Raw genomic sequence first — 23,939 nt, forward strand, 5'->3', positions numbered from 1 at the left:
GCCGATGGTAGTGTGGGGTCTCCCCATGTGAGAGTAGGGAACTGCCAGGCATCAATTAAAAGAACCCCGTACCGTATGGTGCGGGGTTTTTTGCTTTGGTTTTTTCCCGCCGCCGGAGACGGCATCAGACTGCACACCGCCACACCAGCCAACGACCCTTAGTCTTTATCCTATAACTTACCTTGCTAACAGAAAATGTGATCTTACTCTCAATGTTATTTATAACAAAATAATAACATTTGCTTTACAAGATCGTGAGTTCTCAGGACTCAGCATGCCGTTTTTATGGCAGGAGCATAATCACAATGACAGAAAGCATAACATCGAACGGGACGCTGGCTGCCAGTGATTCCCGTAGAAGGGTATGGGCAATCGTCAGTGCCTCTTCAGGGAACCTGGTGGAATGGTTCGACTTTTACGTCTACTCATTCTGTTCACTTTACTTCGCACATATCTTCTTCCCGTCCGGCAACACCACCACACAGCTTCTGCAAACGGCTGGCGTATTTGCTGCGGGCTTCTTAATGCGCCCCATTGGTGGATGGTTGTTTGGACGGATCGCAGACCGTCGAGGACGTAAGGCATCCATGCTGATTTCGGTCTGCATGATGTGCTTTGGCTCGCTGGTGATCGCCTGTCTTCCCGGTTATGACGCTATCGGGACATGGGCGCCGGCTCTTTTGCTACTGGCTCGTCTGTTCCAGGGACTTTCTGTTGGAGGAGAATACGGTACCAGCGCCACTTACATGAGTGAAATTGCCCTTGAGGGCCGGAAAGGGTTTTACGCCTCTTTCCAGTACGTCACGCTTATTGGTGGCCAGCTTCTGGCCATTCTGGTGGTGGTTATTCTGCAGCAGGTGCTTACCGACAGCCAGCTTCATGAGTGGGGATGGCGAATTCCTTTCGCGATGGGCGCTGTACTGGCGGTCGTCGCACTCTGGTTGCGTCGTCAGTTGGATGAAACCTCGCAAAAAGAGGTCCGGGCGCTGAAGGAGGCGGGGTCGTTTAAAGGGCTGTGGCGTAACCGCAAAGCTTTCCTGATGGTTCTCGGGTTCACCGCGGGCGGTTCTCTCAGCTTTTACACCTTCACCACCTACATGCAAAAATATCTGGTGAACACCACGGGCATGCACGCCAACGTCGCCAGCGCTATCATGACCGTCGCGTTGTTTGTCTTTATGCTGATTCAGCCACTTATTGGCGCGCTCTCCGATAAAATAGGGCGTCGCACATCAATGCTGATCTTTGGCGGCATGTCCGCGTTATGTACTGTTCCCATTTTAACTGCGCTTCAGCACGTTTCCTCACCGTACGCCGCCTTTGGTCTGGTCATGCTGGCGATGGTTATTGTCAGTTTTTACACATCGATCAGTGGGATCCTGAAGGCTGAGATGTTCCCGGCACAGGTACGCGCTTTGGGGGTAGGGCTTTCTTATGCGGTCGCCAATGCACTGTTCGGTGGCTCTGCGGAGTACGTCGCGCTGTCGCTTAAATCATGGGGAACGGAAACAACCTTCTTCTGGTACGTGACGGTGATGGGGGCACTGGCCTTTATTGTCTCCCTGATGCTGCATCGAAAGGGTAAAGGTATTCGTCTCTAATAGCGAGCCATCTGCCACACGGCATAGCCGGTCGTGGCACCGGCTACGTCCCAGGCAAAGTCTTTCCAGCTCCAGCCGCTCCCCGCGGGGCGGCTATCCCACAGTTCTTTTGAAGCCCCAAGGCTTACAGAGAACATCAGGCCGATTGCCGCACTACGATCCCGACTGTACCCTTGATGTTGTGCATACTCATTACCGGCAGCGGACAACATTGCGGAGGCGAGAAAGTGTTGCGCTTTATCCTGCCCGGACCAGCTATCGTTAGCCATGTGGCTACAGCCACTGAGAAAGAGAGCACTCAGCAAGAGAAGAACACGCATTAGCGGACTCCAAAAAAAAGCCCTGTCGCTGACAGGGCCTGGACATCACAGAATACGGCTGATAAGTCTGTCAATACGGATTCGACGCAGGCGACGAATAAGCTTGCGGACTTTCACCGGGTAATCGGCAATGCTCTGCAGTTCGCGGTAATGCTGAACCACAGTGGTATGCGTCCGAATAAGCTCGAGCTCACGTTCACGACTGGTCGCTAACTCATGTTTCGGGTCATGGATCAGGATGGCATTTTCGAGATCCAGACGCCAGGCGCGAGGGTTCAGGTTATTGCCCGTAAGCAGCATCCATTCATCGTCGACCCACATTCCTTTCAGATGATAACTGTTGTCTTCATCTTTCCACAGACGCACGACCAGCTGGTCAGTGTTAACGTAATACTGTAAACGGCTCAGGAAACGGCGCAGGTTAATCTCATAGAGATAAGGGAGGGCACCGATAATCTTGAACGGTTGATCTTCAGGAATAAAGAAGTCGTTAGCCGTTTTGTCACCGACGATAATTTCAACTTTTTTACCATCACGCAGCAGCTGAATGATATTACGCACCAGCACGGCGGGAAGGTTGAAGTAAGGGGTGCAGATGATGAGTTTCTGCTCCGCACACGGCATCAGGTGGAAAATCGTTTTGTTCAGCAGGCTTGATTTGCCTAACCCCACCAGCGGTGTAACGGACAGCTCTTCGTTATTGGCATCGCCCTGGAAATGGTAGACCGCATCACGCAGTTCCTGGCGGAACGCGCGGATATCATTTTTAATTTCCGGGCTTTTAGGACGGTGTGGATCGTCAAGACGATTTACGCCGCGACCCTGTACTAAGTTCTTATCAACCCAGTTAAACATGATATCCGCCATCTGCGGATTACGAACCAGATGGTAACGGTCATATCGATATTTATCGAGCTGATGGAGGTAAACATCATTCAGGCTCGCGCCGCTGTACAGCACGCTGTCATCAATGATGAACCCTTTGAAATGAAGGACGCCGAGCGCTTCCCGGGTATTTACAGGTACGCCGTAAACGGGCACATCGACGCCAGGATTTTCCTGCGCCGTGCGGCAATACCAGTCAGCATTGGTGTTTGAAGCAGCAGCGCCTATACGGCCACGCTGAGCGCGGTGCCAGTCGACCAGCACGCGAACATCCAGTTCCGGACGTTGACGCTTGGCTTCATAGAGCGCATTTAAGATCGCGCGCCCACCTTCATCTTGTTCAAGATACAGGGCCACAATGCAAATGCGACGCGTAGCGCCGGCAATCTTTTCCAGAAGCGTCTCCCGAAAATGGGCGGGAGCGTAAAAGAACTCTACATCATCAACTGACTGAGAAATCTTCGGTAGTTGAGCAAGGTGTTGTTGATGTTTATTACGCTTAAATTTTGACAACATCACAGTGCGTTTCTTCTCTGTTCATTGAAGGGTTGTCTGTACCATGCAAACAACATAAGCGGACAATGATACCACCAGTCCCGTCCAAAGTGGGTAACATTTCCAGTAGCTTACTCGGCTTTATCCGCTGATATCAGGCTCAGGGATAAGGCCACAATACCTTCGTCCAGCTGAATATCAACGTCAAATCCAAGTTTTCGCGCCAGGGTCACCATACCGCGATTGTTAGGCATAGTAATGCCATTGAGGCGTAACAATCCGTGATCTCGCGTATAACTGATGAGTTTTTCCAGCAGCCGTCGCCCCAGACCCAACCCTTTCAGATCGGAGCGCACCAGCACAGCAAACTCCGCATCAACATTATCCGGGTCGGAAATAGCACGCGTAACGCCGAGGATCTCATCGCCCTTATCGGAACGACGAACGGCGACAAATGCCATTTCTCGATCGTAGTCGATTTGGGTCATATTGGCTAAATCATCGTGGGTAAATTCGTTGATTTCGCTAAAATAGCGATAGTAAAGATCCTCTTTCGTTACCTGAGAGATGAACGTGCGCAGCTGCGGTTCATCTTCCGGCAGGATAGGGCGGAACAACACGCGCTCCCCGTTTTTCATCTCCACCCACTCCTCCAGCTGCAGAGGATACGGACGGATCGCAAGGCGGCTCTCCCTGTCACCCTCGAAAGGCGCGATATCCAGCGTGACGTCCAGGGCCGTAAACTCACTGCCGGAGGCGAGCAGCGGGTGGATGTCCAGCCGCTGGATCTCCGCGCAATCAACAATCAGGTTAGACACCTGCACCAGGAACTGACTCAACCCGGCAATATCAAGAGGGCGCAGCGCGCTTCGGCCCCGTATTTTTTTGCTTTTGATGGCCTGAATGATCAGATAACGCGCCAGGTTCATGTTCAGTGGTGGCAAAGCCACGACCGCCTGCTCCTCAGGACGCCACTCGACGCCGCCTTCCCCCAGCATGATAAGCGGGCCAAAGACAGGATCGTATTCAACCACCACGCGCAGCTCCTGAGCGCCCGCGCGATTAGCCATGCTTTGCACCAGCAACCCGTGGATCCGCGCCTGAGGCCAGGCCATTTTGACCCGGTCGAATATGGCATCAGCGGCTTGCTGTACCTCGGTCGCAGTCCGCAGGTATAACATCACCCCCTGGACATCAGACTTATGCGGGATGTCCGGTGAGCGAAGCTTGAGGGCAACGGGATAGCCAATCTGTTCGGCAATATGCACGGCTTCGGCGCTGTCGCCGGCAATCCAGGTGGGCAGGGTTTGCATCCCGTAGCTGCCCAGAATCGGCTGCACTTCGTGCGTATCAAGCGAGGTGGCTCCCTCTTCGATAGCCTGCTGTAAAAGCCGGTGAACATCCGCCGTGTTCGCCGTCAGGTTCCCCGGTAAAGCCGGGGTTTCACGAAGCTGCTTCTGGTTGCGGCGATACTCCACCATATGCATAAACGCCGTAATCGTGCCTTCCGGAGTGCGGTAGGTGGGCAGACCGGCTTCACTGAACAGGCGTCGTGCCTCCTGGGAAGAGAACTCACCGCACCAGTTGGTCAGCAGGGTGACATATTTACCACGAGGATGGTTCCGGACGGCGTCAATCAGTGCGCGCGCGCTTTCACTCCCGGGAGCGACCGCGCTGGGGGAGTGAATAATCATCAGCGCGTCGAAATCCTGGCTATCCAGTAAAAGGGAGATCGCCCTGATATAGTGATCGCTACTGGCGTCATCGCGCAAATCGAGGGGATTGCCTGGGCTAACGCTTGCCGGCAGCGCCTCTTTCAGGCGTTGTAGCGTCTCCTCACCCAGGGTGGCCAGCTTGCCATTGCGCAGCCACAGTTCATCCAGTGCAAGTGCGGCAGGAGCCGCGCCATTACTGACAATCATTAACTTCTCACCGCGTAACGGACGCATATGGCTTAACGTCTCGACGGCGGAAAAAAGCTCGTGTGTATCCTGAACCCGTAGCAAACCTGCGCGTTGAATCGCGGCATCCCAGGCGGGATCCATGCCGGAATGCGACTGCAGCAGACGCTGAGCGGCGGGGCTACGCCCGCTTTTAATCACCAGAATCGGCTTGTTACGGGACGCGCTACGGGAAGCCGACACAAAACGACGGGCGTCGCTCAGGTGCTCAAGATAAAGAAGAATGGCGCTGGTTTTGCTGTCGCGAGCCAGAAAATCGAGCAGTTCATCAACGTCGATGTCCAGGCTGTCACCCAGAGCAATGAAGTAGGAAAACCCCATCTCACGCTGTTGTGCCCAGTCGAGGATCGTGTTCGATACCGCAGCCGATTGCGAAATGAAAGCGAGTTTGCCTTTGCGGATAGGGACCGGGGAGAAGCTGGCATTCAGCCCCTGCCACGGGGCGAGCAGGCCCAGACTGTTTGGCCCAAGAATGCGCATCTGGTAGCGACTGGCGCATGCCAGAAGCTCCGGCTGCTGTTCGGGCGGAGACGAGAGAATAATGCAGGTTTTACATCCTTTCCTGCCGAGCGACTCCAGCAGGGCTGGATTACGTTTCGCATTTGTACACAGGATGGCAAGGTCCGGTATGAAAGGCAGGCTCTGCACGTCCGGCCATGCCAGCACCCCCTGAACAGCCTTATAGGCAGGCGTCACGGGCATGACGGGGCCATTAAATCCGCCGGCCAGCAGGTTACGCATCATCAGATAGCCTGCGCGATCCGGTTTCATTGATGCGCCGATAACGGCAATGGATTTAGGACGAAGTAGCGCTTCTAACCCTCGCTGGCTCATGCAGGCCTCCTGTGAATGCAAGCGACCTGATGATTTTAAACGTTTTCTGTCTCCGTTGCTGTGACGCTGCCCTTATGAACGGTTTTTCCTGCCAGGTAGCGTTCACGAAAGCGGGAGAAATGGCTCCCCAGCGCACCTGCCGCGACGGTATCTCCCGCTAAATCCAGAAGGGCAATCGCCACTTCAGCGGTACAGTACTGCCCGTCAGCATGCGCTTCTCGCAGGCGGTAGGCCGAGACGCGTGAAAGGTCGACCGAAATCACCGGCAATGAATCGAGATAAGGACTTTTGCGGAACATTTTTCGCGCTTCGGTCCAGGTTCCGTCCAGCATAATAAACAGCGGCGGTTTACCAGATGGCGGTGCCGAAAGCACCTGGCGATCTTCGCCAGCATACGAGGCCGGAAATACGACCATTGGCTGATAGTCCGGGTTTGCCACTAAGTCGAGCAGGGCTTGAGGCGGTTCCGTGCGTGACCACTGAAATGCCGCGGTATCCGGCAGAATGTCGGCAATAAGGCGTCCGGTATTGCTGGGTTTCATTGGTTCGGTATCGAACATGACCAGGCAAAAACGACTCTTCGCCGTGCTCGGCGCAAGGGTCTCGCACAGACAAACTTTTAGCGGCAGCAGACAACGCTGACAGCGGCGAACACGATTGCCGCGGGCAAGAAAAGGGCGAGTCGCGCGGGCCAGGCGTGCGGCGCGCAGTTGAAGAACAGCGTTATCAGTCATGGGCGAAGTGCAGGAAAAACCCTATTTTCGCAGAGGAAGGAACGGGGCACAAGATGCGCCCCGTTAATGTTACAGCGATTCGTTTAACCAGCTATCAAACGGTGCTTTAGGAACGGCACCGTTAAGCATGTCGATCACTTCACCATTTTTGAAAATCATGATGGTTGGGATGCTGCGAATGCGAAAGCGTGCGCTCAGCTCACGTTCTGCTTCGGTATTGACCTTAACAAAACGCATTTTGCCGCTGCGTTCTTCGGCAACATCTTCGAAGACTGGCGCGAAGCTACGGCACGGACCACACCACGGTGCCCAAAAATCGACAACCACCGGAAGATCGTCCTTGAGGAGTTTGTCCAGCGTAGCACCCGTAGCGTTGATAACATCGCCATCAAACAGTTCATGGCCACAACGCCCGCATTTCGCACCATCTTCAATCCGATCGTCCGGAATGCGATTAAGAGCCTGACAGTTGGCACATACGGTATTCATAACTAACCTCTGATAGAGCCGTGGGACAGCGGCAGAATGCCGATAATGTTTCTAATATGTTACATATTATCATTCAGCCTGTTTGAAACGACAATGCGTTTTATTCAATGAGAACAATAGTCACAGGCTTTTGTACGAATTTATGGCTATGAGCTTGCACATCGGGTAATCTGCGCGCTTCGCGCAGCGCTGGTGGAGAAAAGCATGAACGACGAAATGAAAAACAAAAGCGGCAAGGTCAAAGTGATGTATGTCCGCAGTGATGATGACTCTGATAAACGCACCCAAAATCCGCGTACCGGAAAAGGTGGCGGGCGTCCGGCGTCTTCTCGTGCAGACGGTGGCCGTCGCCCCGCCCGCGATGACAGAAATAACCGCGGTGATGACCGCAAACGTGACGATCGCAAACGCGATGATTTCTCGCGCGAGGGTTCATCCCCCTGGCGTACCGTTTCTCGCGCCCCTGGTGAAGAGGCGCCTGAAAAAGCCGATCACGGCGGTATCAGCGGGAAAAGCTTTATTGACCCGGAAGTGCTGCGCCGTCAGCGTGCAGAAGAGACCCGAGTCTATGGCGAGAACGCCTGCCAGGCGCTGTTCCAGAGCCGTCCTGAGTGCATCGTTCGCGCATGGTTTATCCAGAGTGTAACCCCACGCTTTAAAGAAGCGCTGCGCTGGATGGCGGCAAACCGTAAAGCCTACCATGTGGTGGATGACGCTGAGCTGACGAAAGCATCAGGCACTGAACACCACGGTGGCGTGTGCTTCCTGATCAAAAAACGTAACGGGACTACCGTACAGCAGTGGGTTAGCCAGGCGGAAGCCGATGACTGCGTGCTGGCGCTTGAAGATGTGGGCAACCCGCATAATCTGGGTGCAATGATGCGTAGCTGCGCGCACTTTGGCGTGAAAGGCGTGCTGTTACAGGATGCCGCGCTGCTGGAATCGGGTGCCGCGATCCGTACCGCAGAGGGCGGGGCAGAGCATGTTCAGCCGATCACCGGCGACAGCGTTCTGGATGCTATTGAGCAGTTCCGTAATGCGGGATATGCCATCGTCACAACCTCCAGCCATGCCGCTACGCCGCTGTTTAAAGCGACACTGCCGCGTAAAATGGTGCTGGTGCTGGGTCAGGAGCGTGATGGCCTGTCGGATGCTGCGCTTTCCAGCGCGGATCTGAGCGTCTCTATCGACGGTACAGGCAATGTTGAAAGTCTGAACGTTTCCGTTGCGACTGGCGTACTGCTGGCGGAATGGTGGCGTCAGAATAAAGCATAAGACTGTGCGTCGGATGTGCCCGCTAAAACGGGCACATCCGATGCGTTACTCACTCTCAGCCGGTAACACTGGCATCCAGTCAATTGGCATTTCGCCACGTTTTTCCAGCCACTCGTTCGTCAGAACAAAATGATTACAACCAAAGAAACCACGATGCGCTGACAGCGGTGACGGATGCGGTGCCTTCAGGACATGATGACGCTGCCTGTCGATAATCGCCCCTTTCTTCTGCGCGTGGGAACCCCACAGTAAAAACACCACCCCTTCACGATGCTCGTTGATAAGGCTGATGACTTTATCGGTAAAGGTTTCCCAGCCCAGGCTGGCGTGAGAATGTGCCTGACCGGCACGTACGGTGAGTACCGTATTCAGTAACAGCACGCCCTGGCGCGCCCAGCTTTCCAGATAACCATGAGTGGGCCGGGTAAACCCGGGCACGGTCTTTTCGAGTTCTTTGTACATGTTCAGAAGCGAAGGGGGGATAGCAACCCCAGGACGTACAGAGAAAGCAAGCCCGTGAGCCTGTCCCGGTCCGTGGTAAGGATCCTGACCGAGGATAACAACTTTCACATCGCTGAGTTCGGTATAGCGAAACGCGTTGAAAACATCTTTTTGTGGCGGATAAATCGTCTGGCCAGACTGCCGCTCTGCCGCAACGGTGCTGAGGGTGTTAATAAAATAGGGCTGCTGTTTCTCTTCTGCCAGCACATCGTGCCAGGTCAACGGTGTCGTCATCTCGCTCTCCTGCGAATCACATTCTGCGCCTAGCTTAACCGCTAAAACCCGGGGTGCAAAATCCCAGGCATAAAATCACCGTAAGTCATTCAATTTATTTTGAATAGATGCGAAAGGAGTTGAGCTGGCAAAGCAATGAAATTGATCTGGAACAATAAAATCAAACCACACTCTTTGTGTGGTTGGTATTTTTGTTGATTTAAATCAATAAATGACCGGGGTGCGAGTGATATATATACACACAAGAAACAATGGTTTTACCAATTGGCCGCGCGAGGCCGACACCAGTTAATGTAGCCTAAGGGAGGCAACACATGATTACAGGTATCCAGATTACTAAAGCTGCAAATGACGACCTGCTCAACTCTTTCTGGCTGCTGGACAGCGAGAAAAATGAAGCGCGCTGTGTAGTAGCGAAAGCGGGTTTTGCTGAAGATGAAATCGTTCCGGTGAACAAACTGGGCGAAATCGAATACCGTGAAATCCCAATGGAAGTAAAACCGGAAGTGCGCGTTGAAGGTGGTCAGCACCTGAACGTGAACGTGCTGCGTCGTGAAACGCTGGAAGATGCGGTTAAGCACCCGGAAAAATACCCACAGCTGACCATTCGTGTATCAGGTTATGCAGTACGTTTTAACTCTCTGACCCCGGAACAGCAGCGCGACGTTATTGCGCGTACCTTTACTGAAAGCCTGTAAGGTTTCAGTCTCGGGGGTGGAATAAAAAAGCCGGGGTTTTCCCCGGCTTTTTTTACTCTTCAGTTTTCGTCTCTGGTGCGGCAGAGCTTGGTTTACGGCGCTTACCAATATTCTTGGTATCGCGGTGGCGCTGCTTCACGCGCGGCTTCTCTTTTTCTTTCTCTTTTTTCTCAGCACGTTTTGCGAGCGCTTTTTTAGACGGTTTGCCCGTCATTTTTTCACTCGGTGCACGTGTGGTCGGGCGAAGCTCATCAATAACGCGTGCTTTCAGTGGCTCATCAACGTAGCGGCCAATTTTCTGCAGCAGCAGGTAGTCATGCGCTTCGACCAGAGAGATCGCGATACCTTTGCGTCCGGCACGGCCGGTACGGCCAATGCGGTGCAGATAGGTGTCGCCGCTGCGTGGCATATCGAAGTTAATGACGTGACTGACGTCCGGAATGTCGATCCCGCGTGCAGCAACGTCTGTTGCGACCAGCACGTTCACGCGACCATCAGTCAGACGTTTAATCCCTTCGGTACGCTTAACCTGCGCCATCTCGCCTTCGAGATAGCAGTTATTGATCCCGGCATTACGCAGCATTTCAGCCAGTTCATGCACACGCTCGCGCTTACGCACAAAGACGATGGTACGGGTGGCATCGTCCTGCTTCAGCAGGTGCTTAAGTAACTCAACCTTGTGTTCAAGGTTATCTGCACGGTAATACCACTGGTGGATCTTCTTGCGCTCGCGCGTGGACGGCGTCGCGGAAACTTCCACCGGATCTTCAAGCAGGCGCTCTGCGAAGTCTTTGATCGCGTCCCCTTCAAGGGTGGCAGAGAACAGCATCGTCTGGTTACGCCAGCGTGTCTCACCCGCGATATGTTCGATATCCTGCGCGAAGCCCATGTCCAGCATGCGGTCAGCTTCATCCAGAATCAGTGTTTCTACCGCGCGGCAGTCGAAGTTCTCTTCTTTAATGTACTGCAGCAGGCGACCGGTCGTCGCAACGACGATGTCCTGATTTTCGCTGAACACTTCGGCGTGGTTCATATACGCAACGCCGCCAGTGATCGTGGCGATATCCAGATGGGTATTGGCCGCCAGCTCGCGGGCGTGATCGGCAACCTGCATCGCCAGCTCGCGCGTCGGCGTCAGGATCAAAATACGCGGCGGGCCTGATTTTTTACGTGGAAAATCGAGCAGATGCTGCAACACAGGCAGCAAGTAAGCTGCTGTCTTCCCCGTGCCGGTTGGCGCAGAACCGAGCACATCGCGGCCCTCAAGCGCAGGCGGAATGGCCGCTGCCTGAATGGCGGTCGGGCGTGTAAAGCCTTTGCTCTCAAGTGCATTGAGCAGGCTTTCATCGAGTTCAAGTTCGGAAAAAGTCGTTACAGTCATGTTCTACCTCTGTGTGGGGCGCTGATTATAGACGTTACGGCTGTAATCTTCATCTGTTTGTATGGATATCGCTTTGCGGCCACTTCGCTTTCCCCTATGCTACTCCAGTTTCACTTAGAAGGTTGCCCTGACATGTCTCAACTCAAAGCGCAGTTGCGCCGCGATGGTTTTACGTTTAAACAATTTTTTGTCGCTCACGATCGCTGTGCCATGAAAGTCGGTACAGACGGTATTTTACTGGGTGCCTGGGCACCTGTCGCAGGTGTAAAGCGTATTCTGGATATTGGGACGGGCAGCGGACTGTTGGCGCTGATGCTGGCGCAACGTACCGAAGCGCATGTCACCATAGATGCGGTGGAGCTGGATGCGCAGGCGGCAGAGCAGGCGAGTGAAAATACGGCTGAATCTCCGTGGGCCGCCCGGATTAACGTTGAATGTGCAGATGTGCTCGACTGGACGCCGGAGCAAACCGCGCGTTACGACCTGATTGTCAGCAATCCTCCCTACTACGCGCCCGGAGTTGAGTGCGGAACGCCTGAGCGTGAACAGGCCCGTTATACCGGCTCTCTCGACCATAAGGCGCTGCTGATCAGTGCCGCAGAGCTTATTTCAGAAGAAGGGTTTTTCTGCGTGGTTCTGCCAGAAAGCACCGGCAATGCGTTTATTGGCATAGCGCAAGAGATTGGCTGGAAATTACGTTTACGCACCGATATTGCGGATACCGAAGGGCGATTGCCGCACCGCGTGCTGCTGGCGCTCTCACCCAAAGAAGGTGAATGCTTTAACGACCGAATGGTGATCCGTGGGCCAGACCAGCGTTATTCCGAAGATTACACCGCTCTGACCCAGGCGTTTTATCTGTTTATGTGAACCTGCGGGGAGAGGATCGACGGGCCGGACTCGGCCAGCTGATCGGGGTAGTCGAGGGTATAGTGCAAACCGCGGCTCTCTTTGCGCATCATCGCGCAGCGAACAATCAATTCGGCAACCTGAACCAGATTGCGCAGCTCCAGCAGATTATTGGATACGCGGAAATTGGCATAATATTCATCGATTTCCTGCTGCAGCATCGTGATACGGCGTAATGCGCGTTCAAGACGTTTCGTGGTCCGCACAATCCCGACGTAGTCCCACATAAACAGCCGCAGTTCGTGCCAGTTATGCTGAATAACGACCAGCTCATCCGGGTTCTCCACGCGGCTTTCATCCCAGGCAGGCAGATTTTCTGTCTGACGGGCGTAAGGCATGCGCTTCGTGATATCTTCCGCGGCAGACCAGCCGTAAACCAGACACTCCAGCAGTGAGTTCGACGCCATCCGGTTCGCGCCATGAAGCCCGGTATAACTTACTTCACCGATAGCATACAGGCCATCCACGTCGGTGCGACCGTGATCGTCAACCATTACGCCCCCGCAGGTATAGTGGGCGGCAGGCACGATGGGCACCGAATCGCGGGTTAAATCAATCCCCAGACCCAGCAGCTTTTCGTAGATCATCGGGAAATGCTGGCGGATAAACTCTGCCGGCTTATGGCTGATGTCCAGATACATGCAGTCCACGCCAAGACGCTTCATTTCATGGTCGATGGCGCGGGCAACGATATCGCGCGGTGCCAGCTCGCCCCTGGGGTCAAAGTCCGGCATAAAGCGGGAGCCGTCAGGACGTTTCAGGTATGCGCCTTCACCGCGCAGGGCTTCCGTCAGCAGGAAATTACGCGCCTGAGGATGGAACAGGGCGGTCGGGTGAAACTGGTTGAATTCAAGGTTTGCCACGCGACAACCGGCGCGCCAGGCCATGGCGATCCCGTCTCCGGAGGCAATATCGGGGTTGGTGGTATACTGATACACTTTGGATGCACCGCCAGTCGCCAGCACCACGGCCTTCGCCTGACAGGTCTCAACCTTCTCTTTATTGCGATTCCAGACCCAGGCACCCACGACACGACGTGTACCCGGAAGGCCAATCTTGTCGGAAATAATCAGGTCAACGGCATTGCTGCGCTCAAGGACCCGAATGTTAGGATGGCTGAGGGCTTTACTGACCAGCGTGGTTTCGACTTCTTTACCGGTAGCGTCTGCGGCATGCAGGATACGGCGGTGGCTATGCCCGCCTTCGCGGGTCAGGTGGTAGCTCTCTTCACCGTTTGGCTGCACCTGTGTATCAAATAATACGCCCTGATCGATCAACCACTGCACGCAATGACGGGCATTACTGGCCACAAACTCTGCGGCATGCGCATCCACGATCCCGGCCCCGGCAATCAGCGTATCGTCGACATGCGACGCAATGCTGTCTGTCTCATCAAACACGGCGGCAATACCGCCCTGGGCATAAAACGTAGAACCTTCACTTATCGGCCCTTTGCTCAGAACGATTACGCTCTGATGTTCGGCCAGACGCAGTGCCAGGGAGAGACCGGCAGCGCCGCTACCGATGATCAGTACATCACAATGCAGTTCAGGTGTTGTGTTCATGATTTTTGTTTAATTTACTAAACAGTGTTTGGTCAGAATAGCATCCGAATGCGAGATATCGCACGTTTTTTTTGATGTGAGTTGTAACCGCTAAACTCGAGGCGGAGGATTAAAACCACGTAAAAGAAAGAAAATATTTTGCGAAGCAGATCGTTAGCGTCAGATTTTGTGGTGAAATAAAGACTGGGTTGCGTTACTCTTCTGGCGGGAAAAGAGATGTTTCTTGTCATAAAGTGGTGCGTATCGTGAACAGACTTATAATGAGAGAAAATGAACAGTCTGCGGCGCGATGAACAAAAACAAAGGCGTTACGGAACTTATTGAAGATCAGACACTCTAATTCGGTGCTTGCTCAAAGTGCGGTTTTTTAAGAGTGGCGTTTCGATAACGCGTGGAATTTAGGTTTGGGGAGACATTACCTCGGATGAGCGAGCAGTTAACGGACCAGGTCCTGGTTGAACGGGTCCAGAAGGGAGATCAGAAAGCCTTTAACTTACTGGTGGTGCGCTACCAGCATAAGGTGGCGAGCCTGGTTTCCCGCTATGTACCGTCAGGCGATGTGCCTGATGTAGTACAAGAGTCTTTTATTAAGGCCTATCGCGCGCTGGATTCATTCCGGGGAGATAGTGCTTTTTATACCTGGCTGTACCGTATTGCGGTCAATACGGCAAAGAATTATCTGGTCGCTCAGGGCCGCCGTCCGCCTTCAAGTGATGTGGACGCAATCGACGCCGAAAACTTCGAAAGTGGCGGTGCGCTGAAAGAAATTTCGAACCCTGAGAACTTAATGTTGTCAGAAGAACTGAGACAAATCGTTTTTCGCACGATCGAGTCGCTCCCGGAAGATTTACGCATGGCAATTACGTTACGGGAGTTGGATGGTCTGAGCTATGAAGAGATAGCCGCCATCATGGATTGTCCGGTCGGCACGGTACGTTCACGTATTTTCCGTGCGCGAGAAGCAATTGATAATAAAGTTCAACCGCTTATCAGGCGTTGACGATAGCGGGATACTGGAAAAGGTATTAGGCATGCAGAAAGAAAAACTTTCCGCTTTAATGGATGGTGAAACGCTGGATAGTGAGCTGCTCAACGAGCTGTCTCATTCTCCCGAAATGCAAGAGACCTGGGAGAGTTACCATCTCATCCGTGACACCCTTCGCGGTGACACCGGCGAGGTTCTCCATTTCGATATCTCAGCTCGCGTGATGGCGGCCATTGAAAATGAGCCTGTCCGTCAGACCACTCCGCTGATTCCTGAAGCTCAACCTGCGCCTCACCAGTGGCAGAAAATGCCGTTCTGGCACAAGGTGCGTCCGTGGGCCAGCCAGCTCACCCAAATGGGTGTGGCTGCATGCGTATCGCTTGCAGTTATCGTTGGCGTCCAGCACTATAATACTCAGTCTGAAACTAATCAGCAGCCAGAAGCGCCAGTGTTCAACACACTGCCGATGATGGGCAAAGCCAGCCCGGTAAGTTTGGGTGTTCCGGCTGATGCATCCGCCAGCGGCGGCCAGCAACAGCAGGTTCAGGAGCAACGCCGTCGCATTAATGCGATGTTGCAGGATTACGAGTTGCAGCGTCGTCTGCACTCTGAACAGCTTCAGTTTGAGCAGGCACAAACCCAGCAAGCGGCTGTGCAGGTGCCCGGAAACCAAACTTTAGGAACGCAATCGCAGTAATGAAGCAACTTTGGTTCGCCATGTCTCTGATGGCGGGTAGCCTGTTCTTCTCTGCCAACGCCTCGGCTGATGTTTCATCCGGGGCGTTGTTGCAGCAAATGAATCTGGCCAGCCAGTCACTCAATTACGAGTTGGCATTTATCAGTATCAATAAGCAGGGCGTCGAGTCGTTACGATACCGCCATGCCCGTCTTGATAACCAGCCACTCGCCCAGCTTTTACAGATGGATGGCCCGCGTCGGGAAGTTGTCCAGCGTGGTAACGAAATCAGTTATTTCGAACCCGGTCTGGAGCCTTTCACACTGAATGGCGATTATATCGTCGATTCTCTGCCATCGCTTATCTACACCGACTTCAAACGTCTTGCGCCTTACTATGATTTCATTTCGGTAGGGCGTACGCGCATTGCGGACAGACTGTGCGAAGTAATCCGCGTTGTTGCCCGTGACGGAACGCGTTACAGCTATATCGTCTGGATTGACGCCGAAACCAAGCTGCCAATGCGTGTAGACCTGCTTGACCGTGATGGTGAAACGCTGGAACAGTTCCGCGTTATCTCCTTTAGCGTAAACAATCAGGTGGGTAATAGCATGCAGAATCTGGCGAAAGCCAGCCTGCCGCCACTGCTTTCGGTACCGGCGGGTGATTCCGTCAACTTCAACTGGGTTCCTTCCTGGATCCCGCAAGGGTTTAGCGAAGTCTCCAGCAGCCGTCGACAACTGCCAACCATTGAAACACCGGTTGAATCGCGTCTTTATTCCGATGGTTTGTTCAGTTTCTCGGTGAACATTAACCGCGCATCGGCAAACAGTTCTGAACAAATGCTTCGTACCGGACGCAGGACGGTCAGCACCACGGTTCGCGATAACGCAGAGATCACCATTGTGGGTGAATTACCGCCACAAACGGCGAAGCGTATTTCCGACAGCATTAAATTCAGGACTGCACAATGATTAAAGAGTGGGCTACGGTCGTATCGTGGCAGAATGGCATTGCGCTGGTGAGCTGTGATGTTAAGGCCTCATGCAATAGCTGTGCTTCCAGAGCCGGTTGCGGTAGCCGCGTGCTGAATAAGCTCGGGCCGCAAACCTCGCATACCATTTCCGTGCCAAGCGATCGGCCGCTGATGGTGGGGCAAAAGGTGGAGCTGGGAATTGCAGAAGGTAGCTTGCTCACGTCCGCCATGTTGGTTTATCTCTCTCCGCTGGTGGGGCTGTTTGTTATGGGCGGCGTATTCCAGATGCTGTTTGGTACCGATGTGGCCGCCATGTGTGGTGCGGCATTGGGCGGCGTAGGGGGATTCTGGCTGGCCAAAGCTCTCTCCCCGAAGCTTGCCGCACGCGAAGAGTGGCAGCCTGTTATTCTCAGCGTTGGGCTGGCACCCGACCAGCTTCGTGTTGAGACGCTCTCTTCTGAGGCCCGGTGATCCATCGGGCTTTGTCCTTTTTTACGTCCTAAAACAGAAAACGTCATTTCTTCACGCTATACCTGGCGCTAAGTACATTTCCAGGTAACGGGGATGTAGTGTAGAATGCGGCGTTTTCGCACTGAAAAACGTCAGGCTAAGAACAGCGGCCTCCAGGAATTCGTAAGGCATAATTATTTAACTATATGAAGAACATACGTAACTTTTCGATCATTGCTCACATTGACCACGGTAAGTCGACGCTGTCTGACCGTATTATCCAGATTTGCGGTGGCCTGTCTGATCGTGAAATGGAAGCCCAGGTTCTGGACTCCATGGACCTGGAACGCGAACGCGGTATCACCATCAAAGCGCAGAGCGTTACGCTTGATTACAAAGCGGCTGATGGCGAAATCTACCAGCTGAATTTTATCGACACCCCAGGCCACGTTGACTTCTCCTATGAAGTTTCACGCTCGCTGGCGGCCTGTGAAGGCGCGCTGCTGGTTGTGGATGCCGGGCAGGGCGTTGAAGCCCAGACTCTGGCAAACTGCTACACCGCGATGGAAATGGATCTCGAGGTTGTGCCGGTTCTGAACAAAATTGACCTGCCAGCTGCCGATCCTGAGCGCGTAGCGGAAGAGATTGAAGATATTGTCGGCATCGACGCGACCGATGCGGTGCGCTGCTCCGCTAAAACGGGCGTGGGCGTGACCGACGTGCTGGAACGCCTGGTGCGTGATATCCCGGCACCAGAAGGTGACCCGGATGCCCCGCTGCAGGCGCTGATCATCGACTCCTGGTTTGATAACTACCTGGGCGTTGTCTCGCTGGTGCGTATTAAAAACGGCACCATGCGTAAAGGCGACAAAATCAAGGTAATGAGTACTGGCCAGGTTTACAACGCTGACCGTCTGGGTATCTTCACGCCAAAACAGGTTGACCGTACCGAGCTGAAATGTGGCGAAGTAGGCTGGCTGGTCTGCGCCATTAAAGACATCCTCGGCGCGCCAGTGGGTGATACCCTGACCGGTGCACGTAACCCGGCAGACAAAGCGCTGCCAGGCTTTAAAAAGGTTAAACCGCAGGTTTACGCGGGTCTGTTCCCGGTCAGCTCTGACGACTATGAAAACTTCCGCGATGCGCTCGGCAAGCTGAGCCTCAACGATGCTTCCCTGTTCTATGAACCAGAAAGCTCCACGGCGCTGGGCTTCGGCTTCCGCTGCGGCTTCCTTGGTCTGCTGCACATGGAGATCATCCAGGAGCGTCTGGAGCGTGAATACGATCTGGATCTGATCACCACGGCACCGACCGTTGTGTACGAAGTGCAGACCACCAACAAAGAGATCGTCTACGTCGATAGCCCGTCCAAGCTGCCGCCGCTGAACAATATCGAAGAACTGCGCGAGCCCATTGCAGAGTGTCATATGCTGCTGCCGCAGGAGTTCCTGGGTAACGTTATTACGCTGTGTATTGAGAAGCGTGGCGTACAGACCAACATGGTTTACCACGGTAATCAGGTTGCGCTGACGTACGAAATCCCTATGGCGGAAGTGGTCCTCGACTTCTTCGATCGTCTGAAGTCTACCTCTCGTGGCTATGCGTCACTGGATTACAACTTCAAACGCTTCCAGGCGTCTAACATGGTGCGTGTGGACGTGCTGATCAATGGCGAGCGTGTGGATGCGCTGGCACTCATCACTCACAACGACAATGCGCCATACCGTGGCCGTGAGCTGGTTGAGAAGATGAAAGAGCTGATCCCGCGTCAGCAGTTTGATATCGCGATTCAGGCCGCCATCGGTAACCATATTATTGCCCGTTCTACTGTGAAACAGCTGCGTAAAAACGTTCTGGCGAAATGCTACGGCGGTGACGTCAGCCGTAAGAAAAAGCTGCTGCAGAAACAGAAAGAAGGTAAGAAGCGTATGAAGCAGGTCGGTAACGTCGAACTGCCGCAGGAAGCATTCCTTGCCATCCTTCATGTTGGTAAAGACGGCAAATAACCCTAAGGAGTTGGCATGGCGAACATGTTTGCCCTGATTCTGGTCATTGCTACCCTGGTGACAGGTTTGTTGTGGTGTCTGGATAAGTTTATTTTCGCCCCAAAACGCCATGAACGTCAGGCTGCCGCACAGGCAGCCACTGGCGATGGGCTGGACGCGAAAACCCTGAAGAAAGTCGGCCCGAAACCGGGCTGGCTGGAAACCGGGGCATCGGTATTTCCGGTGCTGGCGATTGTGCTGGTTGTCCGCTCGTTTATTTACGAGCCGTTCCAGATCCCGTCTGGTTCAATGATGCCAACGCTGCTGATTGGCGATTTTATTCTGGTTGAGAAGTTTGCCTACGGGATTAAAGATCCGATCTACCAGAAAACGCTGATCGAAACCGGTCATCCGAAACGTGGCGACATCGTAGTGTTTAAATACCCGGAAGATCCGCGTCTGGATTACATCAAGCGTGCAGTGGGTCTGCCGGGTGATAAAGTCACCTACGATCCGGTGGCGAAAGAAGTTACCGTTCAGCCTGGCTGCAGCTCCGGTACCGCGTGTGAAAACGCGCTGCCAATCACTTACTCAAACGTTGAGCAAAGTGATTTTGTGCAGACCTTTGCTCGCCGTAACGGCGGTGAAGCGACCAGCGGTTTCTTCCAGGTGCCCAAAGGCGAGACCAAAGAGGACGGTATTCGCCTGGTTGAACGTAAAGAGACGCTGGGTGATGTGACCCACCGTATCCTCACCGTGCCAATCGCGCAGGATCAAGTGGGGATGTACTACCGGCAGCCGGGCCAACAGCTGGCCAGTTGGATCGTACCACCGGGACACTACTTCATGATGGGTGATAACCGCGATAATTCCGCGGACAGCCGTTACTGGGGCTTTGTGCCGGAAGCGAATCTGGTAGGTAAAGCGACCGCTATCTGGATGAGTTTTGAGAAGCAGGAAGGCGAATGGCCGACCGGCGTTCGCCTGAATCGTATCGGCGGGATCCATTAATTCTCATTAAATGAACGCGTAGCCGCGTTAATTAGCGGCTACGTGAATTATTTCAGCGATAAATCTCTTTGGACTAACGACATCCCCTGTCGTTGTGTATAGAATATTCCCCCGAAGTTTAAGGTTGGCCCTGCAAGGGTGCCACGGCACACGAAACCGCGTTGGTCTTCTCAGGTCGGTTTCGTGTGCTGCATTTTTGACGCATTCATTTACTGGTATCGCATGAACCCCATCGTAATTAATCGGCTTCAACGGAAGCTGGGCTACACTTTTCATCATCAGGAGTTGTTGCAACAGGCATTAACCCACCGCAGTGCCAGCAGCAAGCATAATGAGCGCCTCGAGTTCCTGGGTGACTCTATTTTAAGTTTCGTGATCGCGAATGCGCTTTATCACCGTTTCCCACGTGTGGACGAAGGTGATATGAGCCGCATGCGCGCGACGCTGGTTCGGGGTAATACCCTGGCGGAAATCGCTCGTGAATTTGAACTGGGCGAATGTCTGCGACTTGGGCCGGGTGAACTGAAAAGCGGCGGCTTCCGTCGTGAATCTATTCTTGCCGACACGGTCGAAGCATTAATTGGTGGTGTGTTCCTGGACAGCGATATTCAGACCGTAGAAAAGCTGATCCTTAACTGGTATCAAACCCGTCTGGACGAAATCAGTCCGGGCGATAAACAAAAAGATCCGAAAACGCGTCTGCAGGAATATTTGCAGGGTCGCCACCTCCCGCTGCCATCCTATCTGGTGGTGCAGGTGCGGGGTGAAGCGCACGATCAGGAATTTACCATCCATTGCCAGGTCAGTGGCCTGAGTGAACCGGTGGTCGGCACAGGTTCTAGCCGTCGTAAGGCTGAACAGGCTGCCGCCGAACAGGCGTTAAAAATGCTGGAGCTGGAATGAGCGAAGAAAAAACGTATTGCGGGTTTATTGCCATCGTCGGACGTCCGAACGTTGGCAAATCTACCCTGTTGAATAATCTGCTTGGGCAGAAAATTTCCATTACTTCCCGTAAGGCGCAGACCACGCGTCACCGCATCGTCGGTATCCACACGGAAGGCGCCTATCAGGCGATCTACGTTGATACCCCGGGCCTGCACATGGAAGAGAAGCGCGCCATCAACCGCCTGATGAACAAGGCGGCGAGCAGCTCGATTGGCGACGTAGAGCTGGTGATTTTCGTGGTGGAAGGCACCCGCTGGACGCCTGACGACGAAATGGTGCTGAACAAACTGCGCGACGGTAAAACGCCGGTGATCCTTGCGGTCAACAAAGTGGACAACGTGCAGGAAAAAGCCGATCTGCTGCCGCACCTGCAGTGGCTGGGAAGCCAGATGAACTTCCTTGATATCGTCCCGCTGTCTGCCGAGACCGGTCTGAACGTCGATACTATCGCAGGCATCGTGCGCAAACATCTGCCGGAAGCGATTCATCACTTCCCGGAAGATTACATCACCGATCGTTCTCAGCGCTTTATGGCCTCTGAGATCATCCGTGAAAAACTGATGCGTTTCCTTGGCGCGGAACTGCCGTACTCCGTAACGGTTGAGATTGAACGTTTTCAGACCAACGAACGCGGCGGCTATGACATCAACGGCCTGATCCTCGTTGAGCGCGAAGGGCAGAAGAAGATGGTGATCGGCAACAAAGGTGCCAAGATCAAAACCATCGGCATTGAAGCGCGCAGAGACATGCAGGACATGTTTGAAGCCCCGGTTCACCTTGAACTGTGGGTGAAGGTGAAATCAGGCTGGGCCGATGATGAGCGTGCATTGCGCAGCCTCGGTTACGGCGACGACGTCTAAGACTGAACATCGTGGATGGATGGCAGCGTGCCTTTGTCCTCCATAGCCGTCCGTGGAGCGAGACCAGCCTTATGCTGGACGTTTTCACGGAAGAGTCGGGCCGTGTGCGCCTTGTTGCTAAAGGCGCACGTTCCAAACGCTCCGGCCTGAAGGGTGCCTTACAGCCTTTCACTCCGCTGCTGGTACGCTTCGGCGGGCGTGGGGAAGTCAAAACCCTGCGCAGTGCCGAGGCCGTCTCTCTGGCGCTCCCCCTTTCTGGTATCACGCTGTACAGCGGTCTCTATGTCAACGAACTCATCTCACGTGTTCTGGAGCATGAGACTCGCTTCTCTGAACTTTTCTTTGATTACCTGCACTGTATCCAGGCGCTGGCCGGCGCAACCGGTACGCCCGAACCTGCCCTGCGTCGTTTTGAGCTGGCGCTGCTTGGACATCTGGGCTACGGGGTCGATTTTTTGCATTGTGCAGGGAGCGGAGACGAGGTAGAGGATGCGATGACCTATCGCTACCGTGAAGAAAAAGGTTTTATCGCCAGCGTCGTGATAGATAACAGCACTTTTACCGGGCGACAGCTTAGAGCGCTGTATACGCGCGAGTTTCCCGATCAGGATACCCTTCGCGCAGCAAAACGCTTTACCCGGATTGCGCTCAAGCCGTATCTTGGCGGCAAGCCCTTAAAGAGCCGCGAATTGTTCAGGCAGTTTATGCCGAAACGTTAACGTATCAGACCCTCGCTCCAGCCCTCTCACTGAGGGAGAGGGAGGCAGGGACACGAACTAAAATACCGAGGATTGTCATGGCTGAATTACTGTTAGGCGTCAACATTGATCACATCGCCACGCTGCGTAATGCACGCGGCACGGCTTATCCCGATCCGGTTCAGGCGGCGTTCATCGCTGAGCAGGCTGGCGCCGATGGCATTACCGTTCACCTGCGTGAAGACCGCCGTCATATTACCGACCGCGATGTGCGCATTCTGCGTCAGACGCTGGACACCCGCATGAACCTGGAGATGGCGGTCACGGAAGAGATGCTGACGATTGCCTGCGAGACGAAGCCGCATTTCTGCTGCCTGGTACCGGAAAAACGTCAGGAAGTGACCACCGAGGGGGGCCTGGACGTGGCGGGTCAACGCGACAAAATGCGTGATGCCTGCAAGCGTCTGGCTGAGGCAGGTATCCTGGTCTCTCTGTTCATCGACGCCGATGTAGCACAGATCAAGGCGGCTGCCGAAGTGGGCGCGCCCTATATTGAAATTCATACCGGCTGTTACGCTGATGCGAAAGACGAAACTACGCAGGCCAAAGAGCTGGAGCGTATCGCCAATGCGGCCACCTATGCCGCGAGCCTGGGGCTGAAAGTTAACGCCGGGCATGGCCTGACCTACCATAACGTCAAGGCCATTGCAGCCCTGCCAGAAATGCATGAGCTGAATATCGGCCACGCTATTATTGGCCGTGCGGTAATGAGTGGCCTGAAAGAGGCGGTCTCAGAAATGAAACGCCTGATGCTGGAAGCGCGTCAGTAATGGCTATTCTGGGCTTAGGCACCGATATCGTTGAAATAGCCCGCATTGAAGCGGTGATCGCCCGTAGCGGCGATCGCCTGGCACGACGCGTGCTGAGCGATAACGAATGGGCCATCTGGGAGACGCATCAGCAGCCGGTACGTTTTCTGGCCAAGCGCTTTGCCGTCAAAGAGGCGGCAGCCAAAGCCTTCGGCACCGGTATTCGTAACGGTCTGGCGTTTAATCAGTTTGAAGTGTTTAACGATGAGCTGGGTAAACCACGCCTGCGTTTATGGGGTGAGGCGCAAACGCTGGCAGAGAAACTCGGCGTAAATCACATGCACGTGACGCTCGCCGATGAACGCCACTACGCCTGCGCGACGGTGATTATCGAAAGTTAAAGTTTGTCCGCGTGATGCAGCAGGACAAACTTATCCCAAAGCTGCTCTTCACTCTCGACGTGTGCCGGATCCTTCAGGATGGTATTGGGGATTGGGCACACTTTCTGACAGGTCGGCGTTTCGTAGTGGCCGATGCATTCGGTGCAGCGGTCGCTGTTAATCTCATAAATGCTCTCGCCCATCGAAATCGCCTGGTTCGGGCATTCCGGTTCGCACATATCGCAATTGATGCATTTTTTGGTGATTAACAGCGCCATCAGG

24 protein-coding genes are annotated in these 23,939 nt (G+C 54.0%); 15 read left to right on the plus strand and 9 right to left on the minus strand.

The window, feature by feature from the left end; genetic code table 11:
- Positions 1–305 precede the first annotated feature (305 nt).
- A complete protein-coding gene (locus AAIR21_RS14725; RefSeq protein WP_020882991.1) occupies positions 306–1,601 on the plus strand; it encodes an MFS transporter in 1,296 nt (431 codons plus the stop codon).
- On the opposite strand, the gene AAIR21_RS14730 is transcribed toward AAIR21_RS14725, so the two are convergent.
- From AAIR21_RS14730 to trxC, 5 genes are all read right to left on the minus strand, one after another.
- Positions 1,598–1,921, minus strand: a complete 324-nt coding sequence (locus tag AAIR21_RS14730; RefSeq protein WP_020882992.1) for a YfiM family lipoprotein — start codon at positions 1,919–1,921, stop codon at positions 1,598–1,600. The two genes, AAIR21_RS14725 and AAIR21_RS14730, sit on opposite strands and share 4 nt — an antisense overlap.
- Before the next feature lie 45 nt (positions 1,922–1,966).
- Positions 1,967–3,322, minus strand: a complete 1,356-nt coding sequence (pssA, locus tag AAIR21_RS14735) for a CDP-diacylglycerol--serine O-phosphatidyltransferase (protein WP_020882993.1) — start codon at positions 3,320–3,322, stop codon at positions 1,967–1,969.
- A gap of 110 nt (positions 3,323–3,432) precedes the next feature.
- On the minus strand, positions 3,433–6,096 hold the full coding sequence (locus tag AAIR21_RS14740) for a bifunctional acetate--CoA ligase family protein/GNAT family N-acetyltransferase (RefSeq protein WP_020882994.1): 2,664 nt from the start codon (positions 6,094–6,096) through the stop codon (positions 3,433–3,435).
- Between the two features lie 35 nt (positions 6,097–6,131).
- A complete protein-coding gene (gene tapT, locus AAIR21_RS14745; protein ID WP_020882995.1) occupies positions 6,132–6,830 on the minus strand; it encodes a tRNA-uridine aminocarboxypropyltransferase in 699 nt (232 codons plus the stop codon).
- 69 nt (positions 6,831–6,899) lie between these two features.
- Positions 6,900–7,319 (minus strand): thioredoxin TrxC, encoded by a 420-nt coding sequence (trxC, locus tag AAIR21_RS14750; RefSeq protein ID WP_014171226.1) that lies wholly within the window; start codon positions 7,317–7,319, stop codon positions 6,900–6,902.
- A 204-nt stretch (positions 7,320–7,523) separates the two neighbouring features.
- Between trxC and AAIR21_RS14755 the strand changes: the two genes are divergently transcribed.
- Positions 7,524–8,594 carry a tRNA/rRNA methyltransferase gene (locus AAIR21_RS14755; protein WP_020882996.1) on the plus strand — a complete coding sequence of 357 codons (1,071 nt, stop codon included), beginning with the start codon at positions 7,524–7,526 and terminating at the stop codon, positions 8,592–8,594.
- Positions 8,595–8,639: 45 nt separating this feature from the next.
- Here AAIR21_RS14755 and ung read toward each other — a convergent pair whose 3' ends face one another.
- Positions 8,640–9,329 (minus strand): uracil-DNA glycosylase, encoded by a 690-nt coding sequence (gene ung / locus AAIR21_RS14760; protein ID WP_020882997.1) that lies wholly within the window; start codon positions 9,327–9,329, stop codon positions 8,640–8,642.
- 314 nt (positions 9,330–9,643) lie between these two features.
- Between ung and grcA the strand changes: the two genes are divergently transcribed.
- Positions 9,644–10,027, plus strand: a complete 384-nt coding sequence (gene grcA / locus AAIR21_RS14765) for an autonomous glycyl radical cofactor GrcA (protein WP_013098327.1) — start codon at positions 9,644–9,646, stop codon at positions 10,025–10,027.
- A 52-nt stretch (positions 10,028–10,079) separates the two neighbouring features.
- Here the strand turns inward: grcA and srmB are convergent, their stop codons facing one another.
- A complete protein-coding gene (srmB, locus tag AAIR21_RS14770) occupies positions 10,080–11,408 on the minus strand; it encodes an ATP-dependent RNA helicase SrmB (RefSeq protein WP_020882998.1) in 1,329 nt (442 codons plus the stop codon).
- Between the two features lie 132 nt (positions 11,409–11,540).
- Here srmB and trmN point away from each other — a divergent pair, with 132 nt between their 5' ends.
- Positions 11,541–12,278 (plus strand): tRNA(1)(Val) (adenine(37)-N(6))-methyltransferase TrmN, encoded by a 738-nt coding sequence (trmN, locus tag AAIR21_RS14775; RefSeq protein WP_020882999.1) that lies wholly within the window; start codon positions 11,541–11,543, stop codon positions 12,276–12,278.
- Here the strand turns inward: trmN and nadB are convergent.
- Entirely contained in the window at positions 12,263–13,882 is a 1,620-nt protein-coding gene (gene nadB / locus AAIR21_RS14780; protein ID WP_020883000.1) for an L-aspartate oxidase, read from the minus strand. The genes trmN and nadB overlap by 16 nt on opposite strands.
- 424 nt (positions 13,883–14,306) lie before the next feature.
- On the opposite strand from nadB, the gene rpoE reads away from it, so the two are divergent.
- From rpoE to acpS, 11 genes are all read left to right on the plus strand, one after another.
- Positions 14,307–14,882, plus strand: coding sequence for an RNA polymerase sigma factor RpoE (gene rpoE, locus AAIR21_RS14785; RefSeq protein WP_006176728.1), 576 nt, complete (start codon positions 14,307–14,309; stop codon positions 14,880–14,882).
- Positions 14,883–14,913: 31 nt separating this feature from the next.
- Positions 14,914–15,564, plus strand: a complete 651-nt coding sequence (gene rseA / locus AAIR21_RS14790; RefSeq protein WP_025203448.1) for an anti-sigma-E factor RseA — start codon at positions 14,914–14,916, stop codon at positions 15,562–15,564.
- Positions 15,564–16,517, plus strand: a complete 954-nt coding sequence (gene rseB / locus AAIR21_RS14795) for a sigma-E factor regulatory protein RseB (protein WP_047955969.1) — start codon at positions 15,564–15,566, stop codon at positions 16,515–16,517. The genes rseA and rseB overlap by 1 nt, the downstream gene beginning before the upstream one ends.
- The gene (gene rseC / locus AAIR21_RS14800; RefSeq protein WP_014171217.1) at positions 16,514–16,990 is read left to right on the plus strand and encodes a SoxR-reducing system protein RseC; all 477 of its coding nucleotides are present in this window, start codon (positions 16,514–16,516) and stop codon (positions 16,988–16,990) included. Before rseB ends, rseC begins: the two co-directional genes overlap by 4 nt.
- Before the next feature lie 185 nt (positions 16,991–17,175).
- Positions 17,176–18,975, plus strand: coding sequence for a translation elongation factor 4 (gene lepA / locus AAIR21_RS14805; protein ID WP_014171216.1), 1,800 nt, complete (start codon positions 17,176–17,178; stop codon positions 18,973–18,975).
- Between the two features lie 15 nt (positions 18,976–18,990).
- Positions 18,991–19,965 (plus strand): signal peptidase I, encoded by a 975-nt coding sequence (gene lepB / locus AAIR21_RS14810; RefSeq protein WP_183516100.1) that lies wholly within the window; start codon positions 18,991–18,993, stop codon positions 19,963–19,965.
- Between the two features lie 222 nt (positions 19,966–20,187).
- Positions 20,188–20,868 carry a ribonuclease III gene (gene rnc, locus AAIR21_RS14815; RefSeq protein WP_003860711.1) on the plus strand — a complete coding sequence of 227 codons (681 nt, stop codon included), beginning with the start codon at positions 20,188–20,190 and terminating at the stop codon, positions 20,866–20,868.
- A complete protein-coding gene (gene era, locus AAIR21_RS14820) occupies positions 20,865–21,770 on the plus strand; it encodes a GTPase Era (RefSeq protein ID WP_014171212.1) in 906 nt (301 codons plus the stop codon). The genes rnc and era overlap by 4 nt, the downstream gene beginning before the upstream one ends.
- Positions 21,771–21,781: 11 nt before the next feature.
- Complete coding sequence (gene recO / locus AAIR21_RS14825; protein ID WP_025203449.1) at positions 21,782–22,489, plus strand: DNA repair protein RecO; 708 nt, start codon at positions 21,782–21,784, stop codon at positions 22,487–22,489.
- A gap of 77 nt (positions 22,490–22,566) precedes the next feature.
- Positions 22,567–23,298: a pyridoxine 5'-phosphate synthase gene (pdxJ, locus tag AAIR21_RS14830; RefSeq protein ID WP_014171210.1), complete on the plus strand. Its 732-nt coding sequence runs from the start codon at positions 22,567–22,569 to the stop codon at positions 23,296–23,298.
- Positions 23,298–23,678 (plus strand): holo-ACP synthase, encoded by a 381-nt coding sequence (gene acpS, locus AAIR21_RS14835; protein WP_014171209.1) that lies wholly within the window; start codon positions 23,298–23,300, stop codon positions 23,676–23,678. Before pdxJ ends, acpS begins: the two co-directional genes overlap by 1 nt.
- On the opposite strand, the gene AAIR21_RS14840 is transcribed toward acpS, so the two are convergent.
- Positions 23,675–23,935 (minus strand): YfhL family 4Fe-4S dicluster ferredoxin, encoded by a 261-nt coding sequence (locus AAIR21_RS14840; protein ID WP_020883006.1) that lies wholly within the window; start codon positions 23,933–23,935, stop codon positions 23,675–23,677. The two genes, acpS and AAIR21_RS14840, sit on opposite strands and share 4 nt — an antisense overlap.
- Between the last annotated feature and the right edge of the window lie 4 nt (positions 23,936–23,939).

It is taken from the genome of Enterobacter sp. PTB, assembly GCF_051130085.1.
GTDB classification, from domain to species: domain Bacteria; phylum Pseudomonadota; class Gammaproteobacteria; order Enterobacterales; family Enterobacteriaceae; genus Enterobacter; species Enterobacter ludwigii.